The sequence below is a fragment of the Mycobacterium sp. IS-1496 genome, assembly GCF_001499995.1.
In the GTDB taxonomy this organism is placed as follows: domain Bacteria; phylum Actinomycetota; class Actinomycetes; order Mycobacteriales; family Mycobacteriaceae; genus Mycobacterium.
Map to the genome: position 1 here is coordinate 141,768 of NZ_LQIU01000067.1, position 23,609 is coordinate 165,376.

Annotated in this window: 23 protein-coding genes, 1 other RNA gene, 1 pseudogene and 1 riboswitch; of the genes and pseudogenes, 9 read left to right on the plus strand and 16 right to left on the minus strand. The window is 69.7% G+C overall.

Going from position 1 to position 23,609, the window contains the following annotated elements:
- The 3 genes from AU195_RS23235 to AU195_RS23245 all read right to left on the minus strand — a co-directional run bounded on the left by AU195_RS23235 (position 1) and on the right by AU195_RS23245 (position 2,683).
- Positions 1 to 1,383 carry an L-serine ammonia-lyase gene (locus AU195_RS23235; protein ID WP_059161364.1) on the minus strand — a complete coding sequence of 461 codons (1,383 nt, stop codon included), beginning with the start codon at positions 1,381 to 1,383 and terminating at the stop codon, positions 1 to 3.
- Between the two features lie 149 nt (positions 1,384 to 1,532).
- A riboswitch (glycine riboswitch) is annotated at positions 1,533 to 1,622 on the minus strand.
- Between the two features lie 75 nt (positions 1,623 to 1,697).
- On the minus strand, positions 1,698 to 2,093 hold the full coding sequence (locus AU195_RS23240; protein WP_059161411.1) for a nuclear transport factor 2 family protein: 396 nt from the start codon (positions 2,091 to 2,093) through the stop codon (positions 1,698 to 1,700).
- Between the two features lie 191 nt (positions 2,094 to 2,284).
- On the minus strand, positions 2,285 to 2,683 hold the full coding sequence (locus AU195_RS23245) for a VOC family protein (RefSeq protein ID WP_059161365.1): 399 nt from the start codon (positions 2,681 to 2,683) through the stop codon (positions 2,285 to 2,287).
- Between the two features lie 196 nt (positions 2,684 to 2,879).
- Here AU195_RS23245 and AU195_RS23250 point away from each other — a divergent pair, with 196 nt between their 5' ends.
- On the plus strand, positions 2,880 to 3,593 hold the full coding sequence (locus tag AU195_RS23250; RefSeq protein WP_082703174.1) for a chitinase: 714 nt from the start codon (positions 2,880 to 2,882) through the stop codon (positions 3,591 to 3,593).
- Here the strand turns inward: AU195_RS23250 and AU195_RS23255 are convergent.
- From AU195_RS23255 to AU195_RS23275, 5 genes and pseudogenes are all read right to left on the minus strand, one after another.
- Positions 3,584 to 5,944 (minus strand): bifunctional polysaccharide deacetylase/glycosyltransferase family 2 protein, encoded by a 2,361-nt coding sequence (locus AU195_RS23255; RefSeq protein ID WP_059161366.1) that lies wholly within the window; start codon positions 5,942 to 5,944, stop codon positions 3,584 to 3,586. The genes AU195_RS23250 and AU195_RS23255 overlap by 10 nt on opposite strands.
- Positions 5,945 to 6,059: 115 nt before the next feature.
- Positions 6,060 to 6,551 (minus strand): annotated as a pseudogene (locus AU195_RS23260) (NAD-dependent epimerase/dehydratase family protein); the annotation flags it as partial.
- A gap of 16 nt (positions 6,552 to 6,567) precedes the next feature.
- A complete protein-coding gene (gene glmS, locus AU195_RS23265) occupies positions 6,568 to 8,352 on the minus strand; it encodes a glutamine--fructose-6-phosphate transaminase (isomerizing) (RefSeq protein ID WP_059161368.1) in 1,785 nt (594 codons plus the stop codon).
- An 88-nt stretch (positions 8,353 to 8,440) separates the two neighbouring features.
- Entirely contained in the window at positions 8,441 to 9,478 is a 1,038-nt protein-coding gene (locus AU195_RS23270) for a hypothetical protein (RefSeq protein ID WP_059161369.1), read from the minus strand.
- A gap of 337 nt (positions 9,479 to 9,815) precedes the next feature.
- Positions 9,816 to 10,499, minus strand: a complete 684-nt coding sequence (locus tag AU195_RS23275; RefSeq protein WP_059161370.1) for a response regulator transcription factor — start codon at positions 10,497 to 10,499, stop codon at positions 9,816 to 9,818.
- A 355-nt stretch (positions 10,500 to 10,854) separates the two neighbouring features.
- Here AU195_RS23275 and AU195_RS23280 point away from each other — a divergent pair, with 355 nt between their 5' ends.
- On the plus strand, positions 10,855 to 11,805 hold the full coding sequence (locus AU195_RS23280; RefSeq protein ID WP_502687375.1) for a cobalamin biosynthesis protein: 951 nt from the start codon (positions 10,855 to 10,857) through the stop codon (positions 11,803 to 11,805).
- Here the strand turns inward: AU195_RS23280 and AU195_RS23285 are convergent.
- From AU195_RS23285 to AU195_RS23295, 3 genes are read right to left on the minus strand one after another with little or no spacing between them, the layout of a single operon-like run.
- Positions 11,787 to 12,611, minus strand: coding sequence for an SURF1 family cytochrome oxidase biogenesis protein (locus tag AU195_RS23285; RefSeq protein WP_059161371.1), 825 nt, complete (start codon positions 12,609 to 12,611; stop codon positions 11,787 to 11,789). The two genes, AU195_RS23280 and AU195_RS23285, sit on opposite strands and share 19 nt — an antisense overlap.
- Positions 12,611 to 13,111, minus strand: coding sequence for a low molecular weight protein-tyrosine-phosphatase (locus AU195_RS23290; protein WP_059161372.1), 501 nt, complete (start codon positions 13,109 to 13,111; stop codon positions 12,611 to 12,613). The genes AU195_RS23285 and AU195_RS23290 overlap by 1 nt, the downstream gene beginning before the upstream one ends.
- Positions 13,104 to 13,781, minus strand: a complete 678-nt coding sequence (locus AU195_RS23295; protein ID WP_059161373.1) for an HAD-IA family hydrolase — start codon at positions 13,779 to 13,781, stop codon at positions 13,104 to 13,106. Before AU195_RS23295 ends, AU195_RS23290 begins: the two co-directional genes overlap by 8 nt.
- Before the next feature lie 82 nt (positions 13,782 to 13,863).
- Between AU195_RS23295 and cobC the strand changes: the two genes are divergently transcribed.
- Genes cobC through AU195_RS23315 form a run of 4 tightly spaced genes read left to right on the plus strand, consistent with a single transcriptional unit; the run spans position 13,864 to position 17,838 of the window.
- Positions 13,864 to 14,886: an Rv2231c family histidinol phosphate aminotransferase CobC gene (cobC, locus tag AU195_RS23300; RefSeq protein ID WP_059161374.1), complete on the plus strand. Its 1,023-nt coding sequence runs from the start codon at positions 13,864 to 13,866 to the stop codon at positions 14,884 to 14,886.
- A complete protein-coding gene (locus tag AU195_RS23305) occupies positions 14,883 to 16,010 on the plus strand; it encodes a Nif3-like dinuclear metal center hexameric protein (RefSeq protein WP_059161375.1) in 1,128 nt (375 codons plus the stop codon). Before cobC ends, AU195_RS23305 begins: the two co-directional genes overlap by 4 nt.
- Positions 16,007 to 16,744 carry a zinc ribbon domain-containing protein gene (locus AU195_RS23310; protein WP_059161376.1) on the plus strand — a complete coding sequence of 246 codons (738 nt, stop codon included), beginning with the start codon at positions 16,007 to 16,009 and terminating at the stop codon, positions 16,742 to 16,744. The genes AU195_RS23305 and AU195_RS23310 overlap by 4 nt, the downstream gene beginning before the upstream one ends.
- Positions 16,741 to 17,838, plus strand: coding sequence for a bifunctional RNase H/acid phosphatase (locus AU195_RS23315; RefSeq protein WP_059161377.1), 1,098 nt, complete (start codon positions 16,741 to 16,743; stop codon positions 17,836 to 17,838). Before AU195_RS23310 ends, AU195_RS23315 begins: the two co-directional genes overlap by 4 nt.
- Here AU195_RS23315 and AU195_RS23320 read toward each other — a convergent pair.
- Entirely contained in the window at positions 17,835 to 18,416 is a 582-nt protein-coding gene (locus AU195_RS23320; RefSeq protein ID WP_059161378.1) for a helix-turn-helix domain-containing protein, read from the minus strand. The genes AU195_RS23315 and AU195_RS23320 overlap by 4 nt on opposite strands.
- A gap of 47 nt (positions 18,417 to 18,463) precedes the next feature.
- Here AU195_RS23320 and AU195_RS23325 point away from each other — a divergent pair, with 47 nt between their 5' ends.
- Positions 18,464 to 19,402 carry an NAD(P)/FAD-dependent oxidoreductase gene (locus tag AU195_RS23325; RefSeq protein ID WP_059161379.1) on the plus strand — a complete coding sequence of 313 codons (939 nt, stop codon included), beginning with the start codon at positions 18,464 to 18,466 and terminating at the stop codon, positions 19,400 to 19,402.
- Positions 19,395 to 20,012, plus strand: a complete 618-nt coding sequence (locus AU195_RS23330) for a class I SAM-dependent methyltransferase (RefSeq protein WP_059161380.1) — start codon at positions 19,395 to 19,397, stop codon at positions 20,010 to 20,012. Before AU195_RS23325 ends, AU195_RS23330 begins: the two co-directional genes overlap by 8 nt.
- Here the strand turns inward: AU195_RS23330 and AU195_RS23335 are convergent.
- The 3 genes from AU195_RS23335 to AU195_RS23345 all read right to left on the minus strand — a co-directional run bounded on the left by AU195_RS23335 (position 19,990) and on the right by AU195_RS23345 (position 21,668).
- On the minus strand, positions 19,990 to 20,655 hold the full coding sequence (locus tag AU195_RS23335) for a dihydrofolate reductase family protein (RefSeq protein ID WP_172800691.1): 666 nt from the start codon (positions 20,653 to 20,655) through the stop codon (positions 19,990 to 19,992). The two genes, AU195_RS23330 and AU195_RS23335, sit on opposite strands and share 23 nt — an antisense overlap.
- Before the next feature lie 121 nt (positions 20,656 to 20,776).
- Positions 20,777 to 21,205, minus strand: coding sequence for a VOC family protein (locus tag AU195_RS23340; RefSeq protein WP_082703175.1), 429 nt, complete (start codon positions 21,203 to 21,205; stop codon positions 20,777 to 20,779).
- A gap of 10 nt (positions 21,206 to 21,215) precedes the next feature.
- A complete protein-coding gene (locus AU195_RS23345; RefSeq protein ID WP_059161382.1) occupies positions 21,216 to 21,668 on the minus strand; it encodes a helix-turn-helix domain-containing protein in 453 nt (150 codons plus the stop codon).
- Positions 21,669 to 21,697: 29 nt separating this feature from the next.
- On the opposite strand from AU195_RS23345, the gene rnpB reads away from it, so the two are divergent.
- Positions 21,698 to 22,087: RNase P RNA component class A (gene rnpB, locus AU195_RS23435), an RNA gene on the plus strand.
- Between the two features lie 4 nt (positions 22,088 to 22,091).
- On the opposite strand, the gene AU195_RS23350 is transcribed toward rnpB, so the two are convergent.
- Complete coding sequence (locus tag AU195_RS23350) at positions 22,092 to 23,588, minus strand: CYTH and CHAD domain-containing protein (protein WP_059161414.1); 1,497 nt, start codon at positions 23,586 to 23,588, stop codon at positions 22,092 to 22,094.
- Between the last annotated feature and the right edge of the window lie 21 nt (positions 23,589 to 23,609).

Sequence of the window (23,609 nt, forward strand, 5' to 3'; positions counted from 1 at the left end):
TCAGCACTCCACGACGTTGACGGCGACGTTGATCGCCAGCCCGCCGGTGGACGTCTCCTTGTACTTGCGGCTCATGTCCTCACCCGTGGCGCGCATGGTGTCGATGACCTCGTCGAGCGTGACGTGGTGGGAGCCGTCGCCGCGCAGCGCCATGCGGGCGGCGTTGATGGCCTTGCCCGCGGAGATGGCGTTGCGTTCGATGCAGGGGATCTGAACGAGCCCACCGATCGGGTCACAGGTGAGTCCGAGGCTGTGCTCCATGGCGATCTCCGCGGCGTTCTCCACCTGTGCGGCGGTGCCGCCGAGCACCTCGGCCAACCCGGCGGCGGCCATCGCCGCGGCCGATCCCACTTCACCCTGGCAGCCGACCTCGGCGCCCGAGATCGATGCGCGCTCCTTGAACAACGAGCCGACGGCACCTGCGGTGAGCAGGAACGTGACCGCCGTTCGGTCGGGTTCGGCCCGCCCAGCCGGGGTGTAGTGGGTGGCGTAGTGCAGCACGGCGGGCACGATCCCGGCGGCGCCGTTGGTGGGGGCGGTCACCATCCGCCCTCCCGAGGCGTTCTCCTCGTTGACCGCGAGCGCCACGAGGTCTACCCAGTCCAGTGCGAATTCCGGTGTCCTGCCGGGATCTTCGGCCTCGAGGCGTTCGTACCAGCGCTTGGCGCGCCGGCGCACACCGAGCGGCCCGGGCAGCACCCCGTCGCGGGACATCCCCCGCTCGGCGCAGTCGACCATCACGTCACGGATGTGGAGCAGTTCGTCGCGGATCTGCGCCTCGGTGTGCCGGCTCATCTCGTTGCGCAGCGCGACGTCGCTGATCGACAACGCGTGGGTCCGGCAGATCTGCAACAGGGTCTGCGACGACGAGTACGGCAACGGCGGCACGAACGCGTCGCCGTCGGCGTCCTCGTCGTCCTCGGTCACGACGAATCCGCCGCCGATCGAGAAGTACGTCGCGGCCGCAGCGGTGCTCCCGTCTCCGGCCGTGGCCGTGAAGGTCATGCCGTTGGTGTGCCGGGGGAGTACCTCGTCGGGATGAAGGGCGATGTCGTCTTCGGTCAGCGGCACCGGGGTGACGCCGCCGACGCGGGTGATCGCGCCGCGGTGGATGCGCCGCAGCGTCTCCTCCTGCTGGTCGGGGGTGATCGTCTCCGGACGCAGCCCCTCGAGTCCGAGGAGTATCGCGGACATGGTGCCGTGACCGGCTCCCGTGGCCGCGAGCGAGCCGTACAGGTCGACCCGCACGTGGCGCACGTGGTCCAGCAACGCACCGCGACGCAGCGCGTCGGCGAAATCCGATGCGGCGCGCATGGGGCCGACGGTGTGGGAACTCGACGGGCCGATACCCACCGAGAAGAGGTCGAACACGCTGACGGTCACGGCGACTCCGGTTTCATCGCGTCCGGCGGCGCCGGACGTCAACAGGGCCCTCCCCGCTCTGTCCTGAAACCTGAGAGTTTGGCGCGCAGGCGCTTTCACCTTCGGTACAGCACCGGCACGGGCAGGCCGGCGCTGTTCTCCAGAGTTGCCTCGACGCTGCGGTACTGGGCCTGAGAGATTCCCGGGGAGGACCTTGCTCCTTCGGCGCCTCCTGTCGGAGGTTCTCCCGCTGCGTGTCGTCGGCGTATGGAGTTGTGGATCGAACTGTGTCCGCCCAGTGTCGTCGAGGACTCCGGGCGCGTCAACGGATGCGCCTACTGCTGGGTGGCGGCCTGCTTCGTGCCGTAGACCTTCTCCATCAGCGCGGTGTCGGCGTGGATCTCCACGCGCACGGTCTTGCCGTCCCGCAGCGTGAAGACATCGGCGTCGGTGGTGTGGTTGCCGTCCATCACCACATCGGTCAATGCGACCACCGTGTCACCGTCGGCGAGAAACCGATTGACCCGGACCTCGAGGGGCTTGTCGGCCATCTTGGCCAGGAACGAGCCGAGTTCGCCCTTGCCGTGATAGGTGCCGCTGATCGTGCTGTTGCCGGGTTGCACCCATTCGATGTTGTCGTCGAAGAGGCTCATGACGGTCTCGACGTCGCCGGCGGAGAAGGCGTCGTAACCCCTCTTGACGTTCTCGATGTTGCGTTCCTGCTCGGACATGGCCCAGATCCTTTCGTGCCGTTCCTCCAGGGAATGGCTGTGCTGGCCGGGCCGGCTCATCAGGCGGTCAGACCAGGCGCCGCCACGTCGATTGTGGCCCCGCCACAGGCGTGGGGGAAGGCCACGGCGCACAGGTAAACGGTGTTATGAACGCATGCAATGATCTTGTGGCGCAACGGCTGACTCGACAGCTAACGCGACGGCGGCGCGAAGAACTCGAGCGCGACCCCGTCCGGGTCACGAAAGCTCAGACCGGATCCGTAATCCGCGTCGACGATCCCGCCGTGGGATATGCCGAGTTCGTCGAGCCGGCGCACCCACTGCTCGAGTTCACCGCGGTCGGCGCAACCGAAGCCGACGTGGTCGAGGCCCGGTTCGAACTCGCTGAAATCCGCGTCGCCGGCGGGCCGGTCGTGCTGGTGTATGCCGAACAGCGTGCCGTCGGCGAACGCCCACACCAGGTGCCGGAAACCGGCGTCGGTGTGTTCGTCGAGCACGGGGTCGGCGTCGAAGAGCGCGCGGTACCACGGCCCACTGGCCTCGGCGTCGCGCACTGTGACAGCGACGTGGTTGAGTCCGTTTACTGCCATGGTGTCCGCCTCCCGGTGCTCGATCGCCTTCTCGCACAGTACGCGTCCGGGAGGTGTCTCGCGTCGAGACGGCGATTTATTGCCGTCGTCAAATATATTGCGGCACATGGAGATCTGTGCGGCGAAACGGCCACCTCCGGACGGCCGGAGCCGTCAGACTCGATGACAAGGCGCTCGAGAGAGGCGGGATTCCGACATGCGCTACCTGCGAACCGCTGCGTGTCTGGCGGTGGCCGCGGTGGTCGGTTGCGGGGCCCACTCGATGCCGGCGTCGCCGCACGCCGACGCCGACCCGTCTTTCGTCGTGAGCCGCGAGGACTTCGATGCGGCCTTCCCCGGCCGAATCCCGTTCTACACGTACGAGAATCTGATCGAGGCACTGCCGTCGTTCCCGGGGTTCGCCACGACGGGCGATGACACCGTGCGCCGGCGTGAGGCCGCCGCGTTCTTCGGGAACGTCGCCCACGAGACCGGTGGGCTGGAGATCATCGAGGAGGCTCCGCATCGGCGCCGGATCTACTGCGACCCCGACCTGCCGTTCGGATGCCCGGCGGGCGAGGACGCATACTTCGGTCGCGGCCCGGGCCAGCTGAGTTGGAACTACAACTACCGCGCGGCCGGTGAGGCGCTCGGCGCCGATCTGCTCACCGACCCCGATCGCGTGGGGCGGGACGCGGTGCTGGCGTGGCGGACCGCACTCTGGTTCTGGAACACCCAGAAGGCCGCGGCCGAGGCCACCCCGCACGATGCGATGGTCGGCGGCCTCGGCTTCGGCCAGACGATCCGTGCCTTCAACGGCGTCCTCGAATGCGACGGCGGCAATCCGGCGCAGGTGCGAAGCCGGGTGGACGCGTACCTCCGGATCTGCGCGCTGCTGGGGGTGCCGCCGGGGGAGAACCTCTACTGCTGAGCACCCAGCATGGGCACCGGGTGGTGACGGTCGGCGAAGGCACTCACCGAATTCCGGCGCTCCAACTTGTCCCACGCCACGATCGTCCCCTTGAGGGCGCGATAGGCCGAGGCGTAGAGCAGGTACGTCCGTAGCGGCTCGTAGATGATCCGGTAGATGGGGACGACGAGCAGGTGCCAAGGACGTTCGTGGGCCATCGCGACGGCGGTGATCGAGATGATCATGTGGAGCGCGGCGACGAAACCGGCGTACAGCGCGATGCTCTGCCAGTTGCCCGCGGCGATGCTCATCCCCGCCGCGATGATCGTCAACGGCATGAACAGCAGCGGCACGACGAGCGACAGCGTGGCGTAGGGCAGCGCGACCATTCCCAACACGCCGTAGCGCGGCCGGAACAGCATCGCGCGGTGCTTCCACAGCGCCTGGATGTTGCCGTAGGTCCACCGCTTGCGCTGTTTGGCGAGCGCGCGGATGGTCTCGGGCGCTTCGGTGTCCGCGATCGCGTTGTTCTCCTGCAGGATGCGGTAACCGCGCCGCTGCAGGGCCAGCGTGGCATCGCAGTCCTCGGCCATGGTGTCGTCACAGAACCCGCCGATCTCCTCGAGTGCGGTGCGGCTCCACGCCGAACAGGCGCCGGGCACGATGGAGATCGCGTTGAGCAGGCGCTCGGCCATCCGGGTGACGCAGATCCCGGAGATGTACTCGAGGCTCTGCCACGCGGTCAGCACGTTGCGCCGGTTACCGACCTTGATGTGGCCCGCGACGGCGCCCACCCGCTTGCCGTGGGTGTTCCGTGCGAAGTGCCGGACCAGGTTGCGGACCGTGTCGGGGCGGAACAGGGTGTCGGCGTCCATCGTCACGATCACGGTGGATTGCGGTGCCGCATGGTTGATCCCGTTGTTGATCGCCGACGATTTACCGCTGTTCGGTTGGTCGACCACTCGCAGCCGCGGCCAGTCGCGGGCCAGATCCGTGAGGATCCGCAGGGTGTCGTCTCTGGAGCCGTCGTTGACCGCGACCACTTCGAACTTCGACCGGGGGTAGTCGCTGCGGCGAAGTTCGGCGATGGTCCTCGCGATGACCTTCTCCTCGTTGAAGGCGGCCAGCACCACACTGATGATCGGGAGTTTCTCGTCGTCGATGTCATCCCAGCACACCCTGTTCTGCTTGTACTGACAGATCAGCGCGAAGACCAGGTAGAGCAGCGACATCACCGTCAGCGAACCCATGCCCAGCCAGAACAGGAATCCGAGCAGTGTCCCCGGTGCCTCCTCTGCCAGTCTCAGGGCGCGATAGGTGGTGGTATCGGCCGGATACGGCTTCGTGTTGCTCACCGGCTGCAAGTGGTCGGGCAGCAGCGGTGCCAGGGTGGAGAAGGTGTAGCCCTCGCTCTTCGCCTCGGCGATGAACTTCTCGAGCATCCGGATGGTCGCGGAGCGGTCGCCGCCTCCGTCGTGCAGAAGCACGACGTGTCCGCGCCCGTCGAGTTGAGGAACCGCGAGCTCGTCGTCGGCGGCGACCTTCCAGTCCAGTGTGTCGATGTCCTGGTCGACCTGGACGTACCCGAGCTGCTGGGACTGCAACAGCGCCAACGTGTTGTTGTCGGGATCGCCCTTGGGGATGCGGAAGAGCCTGCTGGCATAGCCGGCGGTGGCGCGCATCACCCGGTCGGTGGCGATGATCTCCTGACGGTTCCGGAAATCGGTGTGGTCGTCGAAGTCGACGTGGAACATCGTGTGATTGCCCGCCATGTGGCCCTCGCGGACGATCCGGCGGAACACGTCGGGATGCAGGACGACCTGCGATCCGAGCACGAAGAACGTGGCGGGAACCTTTTCCCGGGACAGGATGTCGAGCACCGCGGTGGTGAACTGGACGTCGGGTCCGTCGTCGAAGGTCAGCATCAGGCTCCGCTCCGGCGGCCGCCCGTAGTGATCGATCGCGTGATCGCTGTCGCCGATCCGAGCCATGTCGTCCTCGTCCGCGACCCGATACGTCTCGTTGGTGAACGGGTCGACGAGGTTCCACCGATCCTGGCGGCGGTCGACCCGGACCACCCGGCTGAGGACTTCGTCGTCCTCGTTGCCGAGGATGGGGACCTGTCGTCCCTCCTCTGTGGAGAGGAATCGGCGGGGGAAGCCCGAATCGCCGTTGGTCGGCACCGTCCACAGCGGGTCGAACGCCATGGGGGTGACCCGGACGGGCAGGACCGCGACGATCAGCGCGATCATCGCGACGCCTGCGATGAAGTAATACAGGCGTTTCCCCGTCCGGTCGTAGAAGACGGGCCCGGTGGTGATCGTCAGCGCTTCGCGTGCGCCGCCGAGGCGTTTTCCGAGAGAGTGCCACATGGTTCGGTCACCCGGCCTCTCGCCGGTCGTAGTCGACGCCGTAACACCCGGGCACGACCGGTGTGCATCCGGCGCACACCAGGTCGTCGACGGCGTCGGCGAGCGACGACGCGTCGACGGGGGGCAGTGGCAGACAGATCGGCGTGAGACCGTACCGCTCGGCGTAGGCATGGAGATACATCTCGCCCGCCGCCCTGGCCACGGCGTTCGGGGAGCACGAGCGCGATACGCCGTCGGTGATGTAGACGATCCTCGCCACGCCTGCCCGCCGGGCGGCCTCGCAGAGATTGATCGTGCCCAGCACATTGCTCCGGGCGTCGAAACTCGGCTCAGCCCAGGATGCTTCGGCGTCAGCCTGTGCCGCGAGGTGGAAGATGACGCCCGGGTTGGTGCCGGCGATGATGTCGGTCAGTTCCGGCGCCTGCACATCTCGGCGAATGAGGGTGAAACGACGCCCGGCGCTGCCGATTCGCAGCGCGGACTCGAGATTCGCCACCGACCCCGTACTGAGGTTGTCGATGCCGACCACCTGGTGGCCGTCGGCGAGCAGGCGGTCGACGAGGGCGGAGCCGAGGAATCCGGCTGCGCCGGTGACGACGGCGCGCATGGGAGATCTCACCGTGTCACTCCACCGTCACCGATTTGGCGAGGTTACGCGGCTTGTCCACGTCGCGGCCCAGCGTGAGCGCCGAGGTCCGGGCGAAGATCTGCAACGGGATCGCACTCTGCAGCGGGCCCCACGGCGCGACCGGGTCCTCGATGACCGGCACGCTACTGCCCGGTGGGCCGATTCGCACGATGCGTCCGCCGCGAGCCTGCACTTCGGCGATGTTCGTGGCCAGCTTCGGGTCGCCGTTGTCCACGACGATCACCGGTGTGCCGTCGCTGATGAGCGCGAGCGGCCCGTGCTTGAGCTCACCGGCCGGATAGTGCTCCGCCCAGCGGTAGGTGAGTTCCTTGAGTTTGAGGGCGCCTTCGGCGGCGTAGGGCAGACCTGACCCGCGGGCGATGAAGACGTAACCCGATGCGCCGATGCACTCATCGGCCAACGGGGGGACGACGCTCTTGGCGACTGTCTCGGCCCGTGCGAGTTGATCGGGTATCCGCCGCAGTTCGTCGACGAGCGCGGCCGCGCGGGCACGGGATATCCGGTCGAACGCGACGAGTGCCGAAAGCGTCAGCGCCACACCGGCGATGACCTGACAGGTGAACGTCTTGGTGGCCGCGACACCGATCTCCGGTCCGGCCGCGCAGTGGATGACACCGTTCGCCCGACGGCCCAGGGTCGAATGCGGGCTGTTCGTCACGGCGAGTATCGAGCAGCCCTCGGCCACCCGGGTGTCGATGGCGTGCAGGACGTCGGCCGTTTCGCCGGACTGGCTGATCGCCAGGCACAGGGTGCGGGGTTCGGGTGCGTCCATGCCGGCTTCACTGGCGACGCACCGGGTGACGGGCAGCCCGGACAGGCGGTGCACCGCGTTGCCGATCACCATTCCGGCGTTCAGCGATGTGCCGCAGGCGATCACCTGTAGCCGGTCGAACGGCGCCAGGCCGAGGTCGGTCCACAGGGTGCCGTCGGCGACGCCGCCCGCGAGGTCGTCGAGCACCCGGGCGGCAGCCGCGGGTTGTTCGTCGATCTCCTTCGCCATGTGGTCGGCGTAGCCGTTGAGGTCGGCATCACCGCTGCGCCATATGCACCGCACCATGGTCGGTGGTACCCGCCCGGCGCCGGGGGAGGCCGGGTCGGTCGCGGTCAGTTCGATCACGTCGTCGTCGTCGAGCACCTGGAACTCGTCGACCCAGTCGGCGATGGCGGCGATGTCGCTGGCGGCGAAGACGCCGTGGGCGGTGCGGGCGACCAGCAGGGGTGAGCCGCTGGCCGCCACGACGATGCGGCCGGTGCCGCGTTCGAGGACCGCGAGAGCCCAGGTGCCCTCGGCCGCGGCCAAGGCGTTGTGCACCGCGGTCCGGAGATCGTCGGTGATCAGCAACTCGTCCTCGATCAGATGAGCCAGGACTTCGCTGTCGACACCCGAGGTGAAGCGATGACCCGCTTCGGTGAGGGCGGCGCGCAGCCGGTCCCCGTTCTCGATGGTTCCGTTGTGCACCAGACTGATTCGCCCCGAGCAGTCGTTGTGGGGATGCGCGTTCTCCTCGGTCACCGGGCCGTGGGTGGCCCACCGGGTGTGGCCGATGCCTGCGCCGTCGAGTTCGGATCCCGTCCACGTGCGGAGCTGGTGTTCGAGAGCGGCGATCCGTCCCGTGGTCCGCACCCGTGCGGTGTCTCCGCCGATGGTGCGCACCGCCACGCCCACCGAGTCGTACCCCCGGTACTCCAGTCGACGAAGCGCGGTGAGCAGATACTCTGCGGCCGGCCGTTGTGTCCGGCACGCGATGATGCCGCACATCAGCGGCGTCGCGATCGTGAATTCGCCGCCCCGGCGGCTCGGTTGTCGAACATGTTGTCCCCCTTGATTATTGTTGTGACAGCTCGGGTCATTCCCCGGTCGCGTCGTCCTTCGGCCCGTTGTCGGCCGGCGGTTCGTTGTCCGGTTCGGTGCGGGTGGTCCCCTGTGACGGGTCCGGGTCCGGGTCGGCGGTGGGCGTGTCGTCCACCGCGGACTCCTCGGGTTCGAGGTCGGTGATGTCCTCGACCACGTCGATCGGGTCGAGGTCGACGACGGGCTCGTTCTGCGACGTGCTCTCCGTGCCTGGATCGTCCAACGGCGTGGGGGTCGGGTCGGTCGACGTCGCCGCCACGGTTGCTGTCTGGGACACGACGACATCGGTGAACGCCGGTGCGGAGACAGCTTCGGTCTGGTGGGTCGGAGTGAAATCGGGCGTCGTCGGCGGGTCGGCGGGTGGGGGCTCGGGTGGCGGGGCCGCTGCCCGTTCGGCGCCGGGCTGTGCCATCGCAGCCGTCGTCCCCGCGGCATCGGCAGGTCCGGCCGCCGCCCCCACGAGTAGATCGAGGGATCGGAGCACCACGGGCCACACCTTGGTGACCAGCCCCGGTGAGCCGGTCACGAGAAGCGCCGGGAGCTCGCCCTCGAGGAACTCCAACAACATCAGCAGTGCGGGCAGCACGCCCTGGTCGAGACCGGGCGGTGTGCTGCCCCACCCTCCGTGGCCTCCGCCGGCGATCATCGGCATGAAGCGCGCCAACGTGTTCAGCGCCAGCATGAGATTCGGCAACCCGTAGGCGGCGGCGAAGTCGTCCAGCGTCTCGGCCGGGATCTCGGCCACCGCTGCGGCCATCGCAGGGTCGCCTTCCAGCAACGCCTCCAGGGTCGCCTGCAGCGCGACGGCGGACAGGTCGCCGTCGAGGTAGTGGTCGGCGAGTTGTACGAGGAGGGGATCCGCCGCCTGCTGTGACTGGGTGCGGTTCTCTTCGGAAGGGAACAGGTCGAGAAGACGTGAGTCGCCGGGGATCGGGTACAGCGAGGCGCTGATCGCGAGACCCACCGACACCACGGAGGCGGCGATGACCCGCTTGTTGCCACGTCGCGCCGGGGAAGCTTCTTGTTCCAGCATGGTCGTCCCTCCTCAGCGCGGTATAGGCGCGTGCTGACGCGCCGCTGTCCCGCGAGATCCACCCCGAGTTCGCTTCCGCCCCGAGCAAGAAGTTTGCTATTGGAAGCTACCGTGTATGACGGTATGCAGATACTGCTCCCTCGCCAGCGGGTAGGCAATCCTGAAATAAACCTTAGAAGTGCACTTTTCGCACGTTCATGCGTTCAGGTGACAAGGCGTTCATCCGATCGGACGACACGCTTATGGACGGTATGCACAGTTTGACGCATTTGCCGAAATTGAGGCGTGGCGTCAGTTGTGGCGAGCCGTCCCGGCGCTCGGGCGGCGCCGGGCAACATCACAGATCGTCGACGCTGAGAATGCCGTCCTGGATCGCCCTGGCGATCAGGGCGGCCTTGGTGTGGGCGGGCCGACCTATTGCTGCGTATTTCGCCCGCACCCGCTGCAGGTGTGTGCGGACCGTGGACGGTTCGATGAACAGACGTTGACCCACCACGTCCTTGTTCTCGGTCTGGAACCATGCGACGAGTACCTCGCGCTCACGTCTCGTGAGATGAGGTCGTCCGCCGGTGCGGTCGCGGAGCAGTGCCGCGGCCATCCTCGGGGCGACGTGCGGCGTGGTGCTGCGCGCCGCGTAGATCGCGTCGCGTAGATGGGTGCCGCTTTCGGATTTCGCCACGAACGTGAAGGCTCCGTGGTCCAGGCAGGTCAGGATGATCTCGTCGGTCGCCAGGTACGAGTAGACGATGACGCGGTGTCCGCCGGCGCAGATCGCGTGAAGCGAATCGAAATCCGGTGCCTGTTCGTCGTATTTGAGCGCCAACAGGACGACGTCGACGGTCGGATCCGCCTCGGGGTAGGCCGCGATGAATTCCGACGGATCCGTGAAATGGCCTACGATCTTGATCGGCGGCACGCTGCCGATCAGCCAGTGTTCGATGCCGGCGTGCACCACGGCCTGCCGATCGACGACCACGATCGACACGGCCGGCTCACCATGGCCCCCCGATGAGACCGGCATCTTCGGCCTCCTTTGCCAAAAAGCGATCTGTGTGTATCAAAGCACTTGTGTCTGACGCTGTCACTTTGTTGCCTGTTTCGTAGTCGAAGGTGCTTTTCATCGCAACTGCGGTCTGGCCTCTACCCGGTACGCTGCACTCAACAGGCATGTACATCCGTCTTGAAGCGCCTTTTACTTTCCAAATAACACGCGTGTCCCGATCGACAGAGCCAGGCGGGGAATCCGCGTGATGGAATGCCGTTAGATTTGCTATTGATCGATGTTGATGGCCGATCTCGATCAAAGTCGACTCCGGACAGAACTTTGCCGCTGACCGGTGATCGTATCGGCCGTTGTCGTGTGAGACGCTGCCCGGGTGTTCATGCCGACCACGCGTGCCCGCGCCGCGGGGATCGCCGCCGGACTGCTGGCCGACGCACTGTTGGGAGATCCGCGTCGCGGCCACCCGGTCGCCGGATTCGGTCGCGCCGCAGCGCAATGGGAACGTGTCAGTTACGCCGACTCCCGGTGGGCCGGGGCGGTGCACACCGGTGCGTTGCTGACCGCACTCGCCGCCGGCGGCCTCACCGCGCAGCGGGCGGCGCGCCCGTGCCCCCTGGCGACCGCCGCGCTCACCGCGGCCGCCACCTTCGTCGCGGTGGGTGGCACCTCGCTGTGCCGGGTGGGTGACGAACTGTCGGCGGTGCTCGACGCCGGTGACGTCGACGGCGGCCGCGGCCTGCTGCCGTCACTGTGCGGCCGTGATCCGGCGGTGCTCGACGCGCCGGGCCTGACCCGCGCTGCCGCGGAGTCGATCGCCGAGAACACTTCTGACGCCCAGGTGGCGCCGCTGCTGTGGGCGGCCGTCGCCGGCGTGCCGGGTCTGCTGGTGTACCGGGGAGCGAACACGCTGGACGCGATGATCGGCAACCGCTCTCCGCGGTATGACCGATTCGGCTGGGCCGCAGCACGACTCGACGACGTCTTGAACTACCTGCCGGCTCGGGTGACCGGGATGCTGACGGTACTGTGCGCGCCGGTGGTGGGCGGCGCTCCGGCCGCAGCGTTGCGAGCCTGGTGGCGTGACGCCCGCAGGCATCCCAGCCCGAACGCCGGCGTCGCCGAAGCGGCGTTCGCCGGTGCGCTGGGGGTGCGGCTGGGCGGACCCACGCAGTACGCCCACGAACTGGAGATCAGACCCACCCTCGGTGACGGGCGCAGCCCCGTCGTGGCCGACCTGCGGCGGGCGGTACGGCTGTCACGGGCGGTGCAGGCGGCCGCTGGGGTGCTCGCGGTGACGGTGGCGGTTCAGCGCCGCCGGCCGTAGCGGTCGGCGAGTTTGTCTTGCGGGGTGGCGGGCGCCTTGGACTTTGCGGCGGACTCCGCGGCCGCCTTGTCGCGGCGGCGCTGGCGGATCTCGGCGTAGATGAAGTAGCCCAGGCCGATCGGCGCGATGATGCCGAAGGCGATCCACTGGATCCCGTAGGACAGGAACGGGCCGGCGTCGAGGTGCGGCAGACCGATCACCCCGAGTCCACCGGGCTGATCCTCGACCAACTGCAGATAGGAGCCGGCCAGCGGAACACCGGTCAGCGCGGAGATCTGGCCGGGGTTGATCGCGTACACCTGCACGGTGCCGTTCTCCCGCAACGGTTCCTTGCCCGCCGGGACGGGTTCCGCGTCGCGCAGCCGTGCGGTGATGGTCACCGGCTCGGTGGGGGCCGGTGCGATCGGCGGCACCTCCATGCCCTGTTCGGGTTTGACGTAGCCGCGGTCGACCAGCACGGTCGGCCCGCCGTCGACGGCGAACGGCACCAGCACCTCGTAGGCCGGATCACCCTCGATCACCCGCAGGCGGGCCAGCACCTGCGCGTCGGACAGGTAGCGCCCGGTGGCGGTGACCCGTTGCCACTGTTCGTCCGGAGCGGCGGAATCCTGCCGGGGCAGCACCGATGTCAGCGGCACCGGTTGCGCGGTCACCGAGCGGGCGATCTGGTCGTTCTCCCGCGAGGTCGTGGTGTTCTTGCCCAGCTGCCAGGGCGCCAACACGGTGAAGCACAGGTAGGCGAAGGCGAGCACCACCACGTACAGCGCCAGCCACGCCGGCCGCAAGAGGAATGCCCAGCGCTTCATCAGCTCGCGATACCCCGGATGGCGAGCTGTTCGTCGACCCAGTCGTGCAGGCCGGGCAGCGACGCCTCGATCACTGTGAACACGTCCTCGAAATCGTCCTGTGTGCCGTAGTACGGATCCTCGACGTCGAGCGGATGCGCCGCCGAGCGCGGATCGAACGAGCGCAGCATGCGCAGCCGTCCGGGCGGCACCCCCAGCTCGGTCAGCATCCGGAGGTGGTTGCGGCCGAGCGCGACAACCAGATCGGCGGCGAGGTGGCGGTCGTCGACCTGGGCGGCCTCGTGGCAGCTCGGGTATCCGTGCGCGCGCAGCACGTGGACCGCCCGCCGGTCGGCGGGATCACCGGCATGCCAGCCCCCGGTGCCCGCACTGCTCACCCGGACCGCGCCGGACAGCCCGCGCTCGGAGATCTGGTGGGCGAACATCTTCTCCGCCATCGGCGAGCGGCAGATGTTGCCCGAGCAGACGAACGTGATGTGCAACGGCCCCGACTCAGACACCCAGCACCTCCCGCAGGTCGGTGACGTCGGCCACGTGCGCGAGCACCGGCACCGGGGTGGGCTCCGCGAAGTCGGCACGGCCGTAGCCCCAGCCGACCACCACGGTGTCGATGCCGTGCGCCGCGGCGCCCTCGACGTCGTGCCAACGGTCTCCGACCATCACCACCCGGTCCGGCAGCGGTTCCAGCCGGGCCAGTGCGGAGGCCACGACGTCGGCCTTGACCGCGCGGGTGCCGTCCGGGCTGGCGCCCGCGATCACCTCGAAGAACCCGTCCAGGCCGAAGTGGGCCAGGATGCGCTGCGCCGTCGGCTCGGCCTTGGACGTCGCCACGGCCAGGCGAACCCCCGCCGACTGCAGATCGGCCAGCAGTGCCGGGATGCCGTCGAACGTGCGGTTCATCGCCCAGCCCCGCGAGGTGTAGTCGGCCCGATAGGCCGCGATCGCCGCGTCAGCCCGCTCGCCGAGCCCGAGGGAGCGCAGAGTGTGATGCATCGGTGGGCCCACGATGCGGCCGGTCAGATCGCCCTCGGGAACCGGCGCCCCGACCTCGCTCAGCGCATGCCGAAAGCTCGAGACGATGCCCTCCGCCGAATCGGTCAGCGTGCCGTCCAGATCGAACAGCACGAGCTGCGGGCGGGTGGCGGTGGAACGGGCGATCGTGTCGGTCACGCCCCCATTCTCCCCGAAGTCCTCCGCGGGGTTCGCGGGGTCGTCCGGCCTGACCTCCCGCCCCGCGCACTACTGTCGTGCTGTGCCACGTCTCGCGCCGCAGGCGACCCGGTACCACGGCGACCAGGCCGTGCTGCCCGGCATGCTCGACTTCGCCGTCAACGTGCGCTCCGCCGCGCCACCGTCGTGGCTGGCCGCACGCCTCGCGGAGCGCCTGACCGACCTCGGCCGCTATCCGTCGGCCATCGACGAACACCGCGCCGTGGCCGCGGTGGCGGCCCGGCACGGCCGCGCCGAGGACGAGGTCGCGCTGCTGGCCGGCGGCGCCGAGGGCTTCGCGTTGCTCGCCCGCCTGCAGCCCCGGTCGGCCGCGCTGGTCGCGCCGTCGTTCACCGAACCGGATGCCGTGTTCGCCGAAGCGGGCGTACCCGTCACCCACGTGGTGCTCGATCCGCCGTTCCGGCTGAGCGGCGTCCGGGTTCCGGAGGAGGCCGACCTCGTGGTGGTGGGCAACCCGACCAACCCCACGGCGGTGCTGCACTCCCGGGCGGACATCCTCGCGCTGCGCCGCCCCGGCCGGATCGTGGTGGTCGACGAGGCGTTCGCCGATGCGGTGCCCGGTGAGCCGGAGTCGCTGGCCGCCGAGGTCCTGCCGGACGTGGTGGTGCTGCGCAGCCTCACCAAGACGTGGGCGCTCGCCGGGCTGCGGGTCGGGTATGCGCTCGGCGCGCCCGACGTGCTGCGGCGCCTGACCGCGCAGCGCGCGCACTGGGCGCTGGGCACCCTTCAGCTCGAGGCGCTCGCCGCATGCAACGCGCCGTCCGCGCTGCGCGAGGCGGAGGCCGGTGCACATCGGCTGGCCGCGTTGCGGGCCGAGATGGTGGCGGGACTGACCCGCATCGGCGTCGACTGCGTCGCCGGTGCCGCACCGTTCGTGCTCTTCGCGGTGCCGGATGCCGACCTGGTGCGGAAACGACTGGAAGCCAAGGGGATCGCGGTGCGACGGTGTGACACGTTCGTCGGCCTGGACGGTGAGTTCCTGCGGGCGGCGGTGCGCGAGGAATGGCCGGTGCTCGCCGCGGCGCTGACGGAGGCGATGCGATGAGCGTGCGCCTGGCCGATGTGATCGGCGTGCTCGACGAGGCCTACCCGCCGCGACTGGCCGAGCACTGGGATTCCGTCGGCCTCGTATGCGGCGACCCGGACGAACCCGTGGAATCGGTGACCGTCGCCGTCGACGCCACCGAAGCCGTCATCGCCCGTGTCCCGGAACGGGGTCTGCTGCTGGCGCACCACCCGCTTCTGCTGCGCGGGGTGGACACGGTCGCGGCGAGCACACCGAAAGGCGCGCTCGTGCACTCGCTCATCCGCACCGGGCGATCCCTGTTCACCGCGCACACCAACGCCGACTCCGCGTCGCCGGGAGTCTCCGACGCACTGGCCGCCGCGCTCGGGCTCACGGTCGAGGGGGTGCTCTCGCCGATCGCCGCCGACACGGAACTGGACAAGTGGGTGGTGTACGTGCCCGCCGAGAACGCCGATGCGGTGCGCGAGGCCATGTTCACAGCGGGCGGCGGTCAGATCGGCGACTACTCGCACTGCAGCTGGAGCACGTCGGGCACCGGACAGTTCCTGCCGCACCACGGTGCGTCGCCGGCCATCGGCGCCGTCGGCTCGGTGGAGCACGTCGACGAAGAACGCGTCGAGGTGATCGCGCCGTCGGCGCGGCGGCGGGACCTGCTCGACGCCGTGCGCAGTGCACACCCCTACGAGGAGCCCGCGTTCGACATCCTCAGCATCGCGCCGATTCCGGGAAACGTCGGGATCGGCCGTGTCGCGTCATTGCCGGAGCCGGAATCGTTGGCGAATTTCGTCTCCCGGGTCAACGCCGCGCTCCCCGCCACGTCCTGGGGGGTGCGCGCCGCGGGTGATCCGGCCACGGTGGTGTCACGGGTGGCGGTGTGCGGGGGAGCGGGGGATTCGCTGCTCGACACGGTGTCTCGGGTCGGCGTGCAGGCCTACCTGACCGCCGATCTGCGCCACCATCCCGCCGACGAGCACCTGCGGACGTCCCCGGTGGCGCTCGTCGACGTCGCGCACTGGGCGAGCGAGTTCCCCTGGTGTGAGCAGGCCGCCGGCGTGCTGCGCCGCCACTTCTCCGATGCGTTGCCGGTGCGGGTGTGTGACCTCCGCACCGATCCATGGAACCTAGGAATAGGAAACAAGTGAAAGCTGATGTGTGGCAGCAGCATTCGTTGCTGCAACTGGCCGAGGTGGACGCCGGGCTGGCGCGGGTCGAGCACCGGGTGCGCAAGATGCCCGAACAGGAGGAGCTCGACCGGGTCCGCGTCGAGCACACCGCGGCCAACGACCGGGTGGCGGCGCTCGGTATCGCGATGGAGGACCTCGACGAACAGGTGGCCAAGTTCGAGTCCGAGATCGATGCCGTCCGGCAGCGCGAGGACCGCGACCGGGCGCTGCTGCAGGGCGGCGGCGTCGGCGCCAAACAGGTCGGGGAGCTCCAGCACGAACTCGAGACGCTCGAACGCCGCCAGGCGAGCCTCGAGGACTCGCTGCTGGAGGTGATGGAGCGCCGGGAGGAGCTGGCCACACAGCGGGCGACGGAACTCGCGCGCGTCGACGAACTGCACACCACGCTGGCCGCCGCCCAGCACGCGGTCGCCGATGCGGTCGCCGAACTGGACCGGTCGCGCCACGAGCACCTCACCCGGCGCGAGGAGCTGCTGGCGTCCCTGCCGTCGGACCTCGTCGACCTCTACGAACGTCAGCGCGCCCGCGGCGGCGCGGGCGCGGGTCAGTTGCAGGGCCGCCGGTGCGGCGCCTGCCGGCTCGAGATCGACCGCGGAGAGATGTCCCGGATCTCGGCCGCGCCCGACGACGAGGTGCTGCGCTGTCCGGAGTGCAACGCGATCCTCGTGCGCGCGGAGGGATTCACGAGGTGAAGGTGTTCGTCGAGGCCGACGGCGGATCGCGCGGCAACCCCGGACCGGCGGGCTACGGCTCGGTGGTGTGGTCGGAGGACCGCTCCTCGGTCCTCGCCGAGGCCAAGCAGTCGATCGGCCGGGCCACCAACAACGTCGCCGAGTACCGCGGGTTGATCGCCGGCCTCGAGGAGGCCGCGGACGTGGGCGCCACCGAGGTCGCGGTGTCGATGGACTCCAAACTCGTCGTCGAGCAGATGGCGGGCCGGTGGCGGGTCAAGCACCCCGACCTGGTTCCCCTGTATGAGCAGGCCCGGGCGCTGGCGCAGCGGTTCGACCGCGTGACGTATCAGTGGATTCCGCGGGCCCGCAACGCGCACGCCGATCGGCTGGCCAACGAGGCGATGGATGCCGCCGCGGGTATCGAGGCCGCGCCGCGCGCACCGGATCCCGCCGCACGCACCGAGGCGCCCACGTCACCGGCGGGGTGGACGGGCGCCCGCGGCGAGCCGACACGGTTCCTGCTGCTTCGGCACGGCCAGACCGAACTGTCGGTGGAGCGCCGGTACTCCGGGCGGGGCAATCCGGCCCTGACCGAGCTGGGCCGCCGTCAGGCCGACGCCGCGGCCGCCTACCTCGCCGCCCGCGGCGGTATCGACGCCGTGGTCAGCTCACCGCTGCAGCGCGCCCACGACACCGCGACCGCGGCCGCCAAGACGCTGGGGCTCGACGTCACCGTCGACGAGGACCTCATCGAGACCGACTTCGGCGCCTGGGAGGGGCTGACGTTCGGGGAGGCGTCCCAACGGGATCCGGAGTTGCACGGCCGCTGGCTGCGCGACACCAGCGTCGACCCGCCCGGCGGGGAGAGCTTCGACACCGTCGCGCACCGGGTGCGCCGGGCGCGCAACCGCATCATCGCCGACCACGGTGCCGCGACGGTGCTGGTGGTCTCCCACGTCACGCCGATCAAGACGATGCTGCGGCTGGCGCTCAACGCCGGTGAGGGCATCCTGTACCGGCTGCACCTCGACCTCGCCTCGCTGAGCATCGCCGAGTTCTATCCCGACGGCGGGTCGTCGGTGCGGCTGGTCAACCAGACCGCCCACCTCTAGGTGTGCAGGTGGACCCGCTCACCATGCGGGCCGAAGATCACGATGGCCTCGACCGGACCGTCGACCACCCCGAACCAGTGCGGTGTCCACGTCGAGAACTCAACGGCCTCACCGGGTTCGACGATGAAGTCACGGTCGCCGAGGATCAGCCGCAGCCGTCCCGACAGCACATACATCCAGTCCTGACCCTCGTGCACCGGGAGATCCTCGGGCGGTTTGCGCCGGCGGGCACTGACCCGGACCTTGAACGCGTGCAGACCGCTCGGCGACCCCTGGCGGGTCAGCGGCCAGTACGTGACGCCGTGGCGGGTGTGTGAATCCGAGCGCACCCGCGGATCTTCCGCCTCCGGCGCGCGCAGCAACTCGTCGGTCGTGACCGCCAGCGCGGCGGCCAACCGGGGAAGGTGGTCGAGCGCCAACCGTCGCTTGCCGGATTCCAGGCGGCTCAGCGTCGACACGTCGATGGCCGATCTCGCCGCCACCTCCTCGAGGGTGAACCCGCGCTGGCGACGCAGTTCCCGCAACCGCTTTCGCACCCGCTGGTCGACGCCGTCCTCGGATGCTTCGTTTGCCTGCATGGCAAATCAGCTTGCCACTCCGACCGGGCGCGCGGCAACCTCGACGCATGGACGAGGTCTGGGATTGTGTGATCGTCGGCGGCGGTGCCGCGGGGCTGAGTGCCGCGCTGGTGCTGGGCCGGGCCCGTCGGCGCACCCTTGTGGTGGATGCCGGCGAGCCGAGTAACGCTGTGGCCCACGGGGTCGGCGGGCTGCTCGGCCACGACGGGCGGCCACCCGCCGAGTTGTACGCCGCCGGCCGACGCGAACTGGTCAGGTATCCGCAGGTGGAAGTGCGGTCAGGGACGGTGACCGACGTCCGGCGCGGCGAGGTCTTCGCCGTCGAACTGGCCGACGGCACCGTCGAGACCGCGCGGTGCATCGTGCTCGCCACCGGCATGCGGTACCGCCTGCCGGAGGTCCCCGGCCTGGCGCCGCTGTGGGGAGACGCGGTGTTCCACTGCCCGTTCTGCCACGGCTGGGAGGTGCGTGACGCCCCCGTCGGGGTGCTGGCCGACGGCGCCCGCGCGGTGCACGCCGCGTTGCTCATGCGCGGCTGGACCGACGACATCGTGCTGCTCACCGGCGATGCGGGAGACGGGCGCGCAGCGCTGGAGGCCGCGGGCATTCGGATCGACGGACGGCAGGTGGTCGAGGTGCGCGCCGCCGGAGACGGTCTGGAGGTCGTCTTCGCCGACGGCGCGGCGCTGGGCCGCCGGGCGCTGATGGTCGCCGCGTCGACGGCTCAACCCTCCGCGCTGGCCGAGCGGCTCGGGGTGCGGTTCGGTGAGCCGAATCCGCTTTCGGCCGAGGCGGTCTGGGTCGACGAGTTCGGTCGCACCTCGGTGCCCGGTGTCTTCGCCGCCGGAGACGTCACGGTGCAATTGCCCCAAGTGGCAGCGGCGGTGGCGGCCGGGTCGAAGGTGGCCGCGGCGGTGGTGCAGAGCCTGTTGAGCGATGAGTTCGGACTGCCGGTTCCGGCATGGAAGGAGGACGTGAATGTCTGAGACGGTGGAGTTCTGGGAGCAGCACTACGGCGCGAAGAACCGGGTGTGGAGCGGCCGGGTCAACGCGCGCCTCGCGGAGATCGTCGAACCGCTGCCCCCGGGGCGCGCACTCGACCTGGGCTGCGGGGAGGGCGCGGACGCGATCTGGCTGGCCCGGCGCGGATGGCAGGTGGTGGGCGTCGACGTATCGCACACCGCACTCGAGCGGGCCGCGGAGGACGCCGCGGCCGCCGGGGTCGCCGACCGCATCCGGTTCGAACAGCACGACCTCGCAGAGACCTTCCCCGAGGGCCGGTTCGACCTGGTGTCGGCGCAGTTCTTCCATTCGCCGCTCGACGTGGACCGCACCGGGGCGCTGCGCCGCGCGGCCGATGCCGTCGCGGCGGATGGCCTGCTGCTGATCGTGGACCACGGGTCGACGCCGCCGTGGGGGTGGAAGGACGGCCACGAACACCACCTCCCGTCGGCGGAGGAGGCGCTGGCCGCGCTGGCGGCGGATCCGACCGACTGGGAACGGCTCCGGGTGGAGCCCGTCGAACGGGAGGCCACGGGGCCGGACGGTCAGGTGGCGACGATCTCGGACAACGTCATCCTGCTGCGTCGCCGCTGACCGGCCGCCAGAACAGGTGGTGGGTCACCCCGCTCGGGCTCGGGACGACCTCGTGGCAGAAGCGGTCCTCCAACTCCTCCGGTGACTCCCACAGCCGCGCTCCCCGGCCGATGCGCACGTCGGACACCGCGACGTGCAGCGTGTCCACCAGCCCCGCGTCGAGGAACTGGCGGATCACGGTCGCCCCGCCGCCCAACCGGACGTCCCGGCCCCGCGCGGCCTCGCGCGCCTGGGCCAGCACCGCGGCCGGGTCGCCGCCGACGAAGTGGAAGGTGGTGTCCGACAACGTGAACGACGGCCGCGGATGGTGGGTCATGACGAACACCGGGGTGTGGAACGGCGGCTCATCGCCCCACCAGCCCTGCCATTCCAGGTCCTGCCACGGGCCGCGCTGAGGGCCGAACTTGTTGCGGCCCATGATCTCGGCGCCGATGTTGTGGGCGAAGTCGCGGGTGAAGTAATCGTCGAGGCCGCGGGTGCCGCCGGGGTCGGTGCGGTTGGGCCAGCTGGCGGTGGCACCGGCCCACGCGAACATGTCGCCCGGGTCGGCGTGGCCGAAGGGGCGGTCGAGGCTCTGGCCCTCGCCGGCGCCGAAGCCGTCGCTCGAGACGCTGAAATTCTGGACCTTGAGAAGTTGCGGCATGCGGGTAAGACCCCGTGGCCGTCCGGAACTCATCGCATCAGCGCCGAACGTGCGCTCACTGCGAGAAACCGCCCGGATCCTCGCAGTGGACGCACGCTCGGTGGCCGAAGTCCGCGCCGGCCTAGGTGACCGGCACGTCGGCGAGTTGCGTCAGCCGCACGCTGTTGCCCGACGGGTCCCGAAAGCCCGAGTCGATGCCGTACGGCATCTGATGCGGCGGCTCGGTGAACTCGACGCCGCGGGCGGACAACTCCTCGTAGGTGCGCTGGCAGTCCTCGGTGGTCAGGAACACCGTTCCGGCGAAGCCCTTCGAGGTCAGGTCGAGCACCTGCCTGCGGGTGGCGTCGTCCATCACGGGTGGACCGGGGACGGCCATCAGGACGATCGAGACATCGTCCTGTCCGGGCGGGCCCACGGTCAGCCACCGGAACACCCCGTCGGCCTCGGGCAGCGAAACATCCTGTCGCACTTCCATTCCGACCTTCGACGTCCAGAATTCGAGCGCGGCTTGCTGGTCATGAACCCACAGATGGGTGGTTGCGATCTTCATGGGACCGAACCTACGACCGGACGGGCGCCGCCGTCTTCTCCCCGTGTGCTGTCTTGACCCGGCTGTCGGCGGGCGGGCGGGTGTCGCGTTTGAGGATGCACGTCGGCACGCGGGCGTACGCGGCCGCCGGGGGGAGGCTGGCCCGGTAGGCGGCCGGGGGCAGACCGTAGATCCGGGCGAAGCTCGTGGTGAACGACCCGACGCTCTGCAGACCGACCATCGCGCACACGTCGGCCACCGAGCGGTCGGTGTAGCGCAGCAGCGCGGCGGCCCGCTCGAGCCGGCGGGTCTGCAGGTATTCGCGAGGCGACTCCCCGAAGGTGCGGGTGAACATGCGGCTGAAGTGCGCCCGGGACAGCCCCGCGGCCGCGGCGAGGTCATCGACGGTGATCGGCTCGGCGTACCGCGCGTCGACGAGGTCACGGGCGCGTTGCAGATAACGGGCCGGCGGCACCTGCGGCATGCATACAAGGGTACGGTGATCTGCGCGGACGAGTTGGCCGGGCGGCCGCGGACCGGAGACGGTTCGAGGAAAGTCCGGACTTCACAGAGCAGGGTGATTGCTAACGGCAATCCGAGGTGACTCGCGGGACAGTGCCACAGAAAACAGACCGCCACCGGCAACGGTGGTAAGGGTGAAACGGTGCGGTAAGAGCGCACCAGCATCCCGGGTGACCGGGGTGGCTCGGTAAACCCCACCCGAAGCAAGGCCAAGCAGGCCGCACCCCGTGCGGCTGCGCAGGCGCCCGAGGGCTGCTCGCCCGAGCCTGCGGGTAGGCCGCTCGAGGCACCCGGCAACGGAGTGTCCAGATGGATGGTCGCCGCCGCGCCGTCAGCGATGACGGCGCGGAACAGAATCCGGCTTACAGGCCAACTCGTCCGCCCGTCACTTCCCCTTCCGCACGGCCTTGTCGAGCTTGCGCAGCGCGTCGTCGACCTGGGAGCGCGCCTGGTCGGCGGCCTCGCACTCCAACCGGTACAGCAACCCGTAGGTGAAGGCGTCCTCGCCGGCGGCGTGGGCGGCCTCGGCCTCGTGGAGCAGATGCGTGCGGCTGACCACGCTGTCCTGGTGGTCGCCGAGCAGCGACTGAATCGCCTTCGCCCGTTCTGACACCTTGCCCTTGCCGGTGGCCGCCGCGGTGTAGCGAAGCCGTTTGGCGCCCTTGCGGATCCGGTGCAGCGCCTCGTCCCGTTCGGTGTCGACCGCCGCGGCCGCCTTCTTGGCCGCTTTGCGGACCCGTTTGTAGGCGGAGTCGATCGTGGTCTGCGGCGGCTTCTCATTGGAATCCGTGGCCGGCGGTTCGGCGGCCACCAGTCCGTCGAGCGCATCGAGTAGACGGAAGTACCGCTGCGAACGCATCGCGATCACCGACCGCCGCCACCCCGACTGGTAGCGCCGCTTGGCGCCCTCCACCAGCCGCTCCCGCACCGGTCCGCGGACCAGTTCGGGCTCCAACCCGTCGAGCGCCTCGGCGTACCGTTCGGCGAGCACCTCGGCGTCGCGGGCCACCCCGAGTACGGCGGCGAGCTGGCGCAGCTCGTCGAGCACCCACGCGTCGTCGGAGATGCCGAACACACCCTCCGCGGACTGCAGCAGGCTGCGGATCTTGCGTGTGGTCACCCGCATCTGATGCACCGAGTCCTCGACGTCGGCGCGCACCGCGCGGTCCCACTCCACCAGCTGATCGACCTGCTCGGCGACGGCCTGGTGCACCGGATCCTCGGTGCGCGTCCTCACCTCGTCGTCCGCCTGCCCGGTGTCGAGCACCCGGGCCAGCTTCGACCCGTGTCCGGCGGGTGACGCCCCGACGTCCAGCAGCCGATTCGTCAACCGGTCGAGCAGCTTCGCGTCACCCTCGCCGGTGAGCTCCAACTCCCATTCGCGCCACCGCTGCTCCTCGCCGCCCTCGGCCGTCGCCGTCACCTGGTCGTCGCAGAACTCGGCCACCGCATCGCCGGCGGGCCCGTGCAGCATGTCGACGGTTCGCCGCGTGCTGATCCGCGCGATGGGCGCGAGCGGACGGTCTCGGACGATCGCCAGCACCACATCGCGCAGGTCTTCGGGTACCTCGTTCTCGTCGCCGTCGAGCGGCGCGCGGACCTCGGTGCGCGCGTCGGGTCCGGCGGGCAGCTTGAGGTGCCAGCCGGCGTCGGTCCCACCGGTGCGGCGCCGCAAGGTGATCCGGTGCGCGGCGAGGTCACGTCCGGGTGTGTCGAAGTAGACGGCGTCGAGTTGCTGGACGGGCAGCCGCTCGACGCGCGCGACCGCGCTGAGCCCGTCGAATGACGGGGAGACGGTCGAGTCGTCCCCGCCCGAATCCACGACGTCGAACTTCCGCTCCACCTCGGTGTACCGGGAGGTCTTGGGCGTCTTGGCTGCCATGTCCACCTTCGCTCGTCTGTG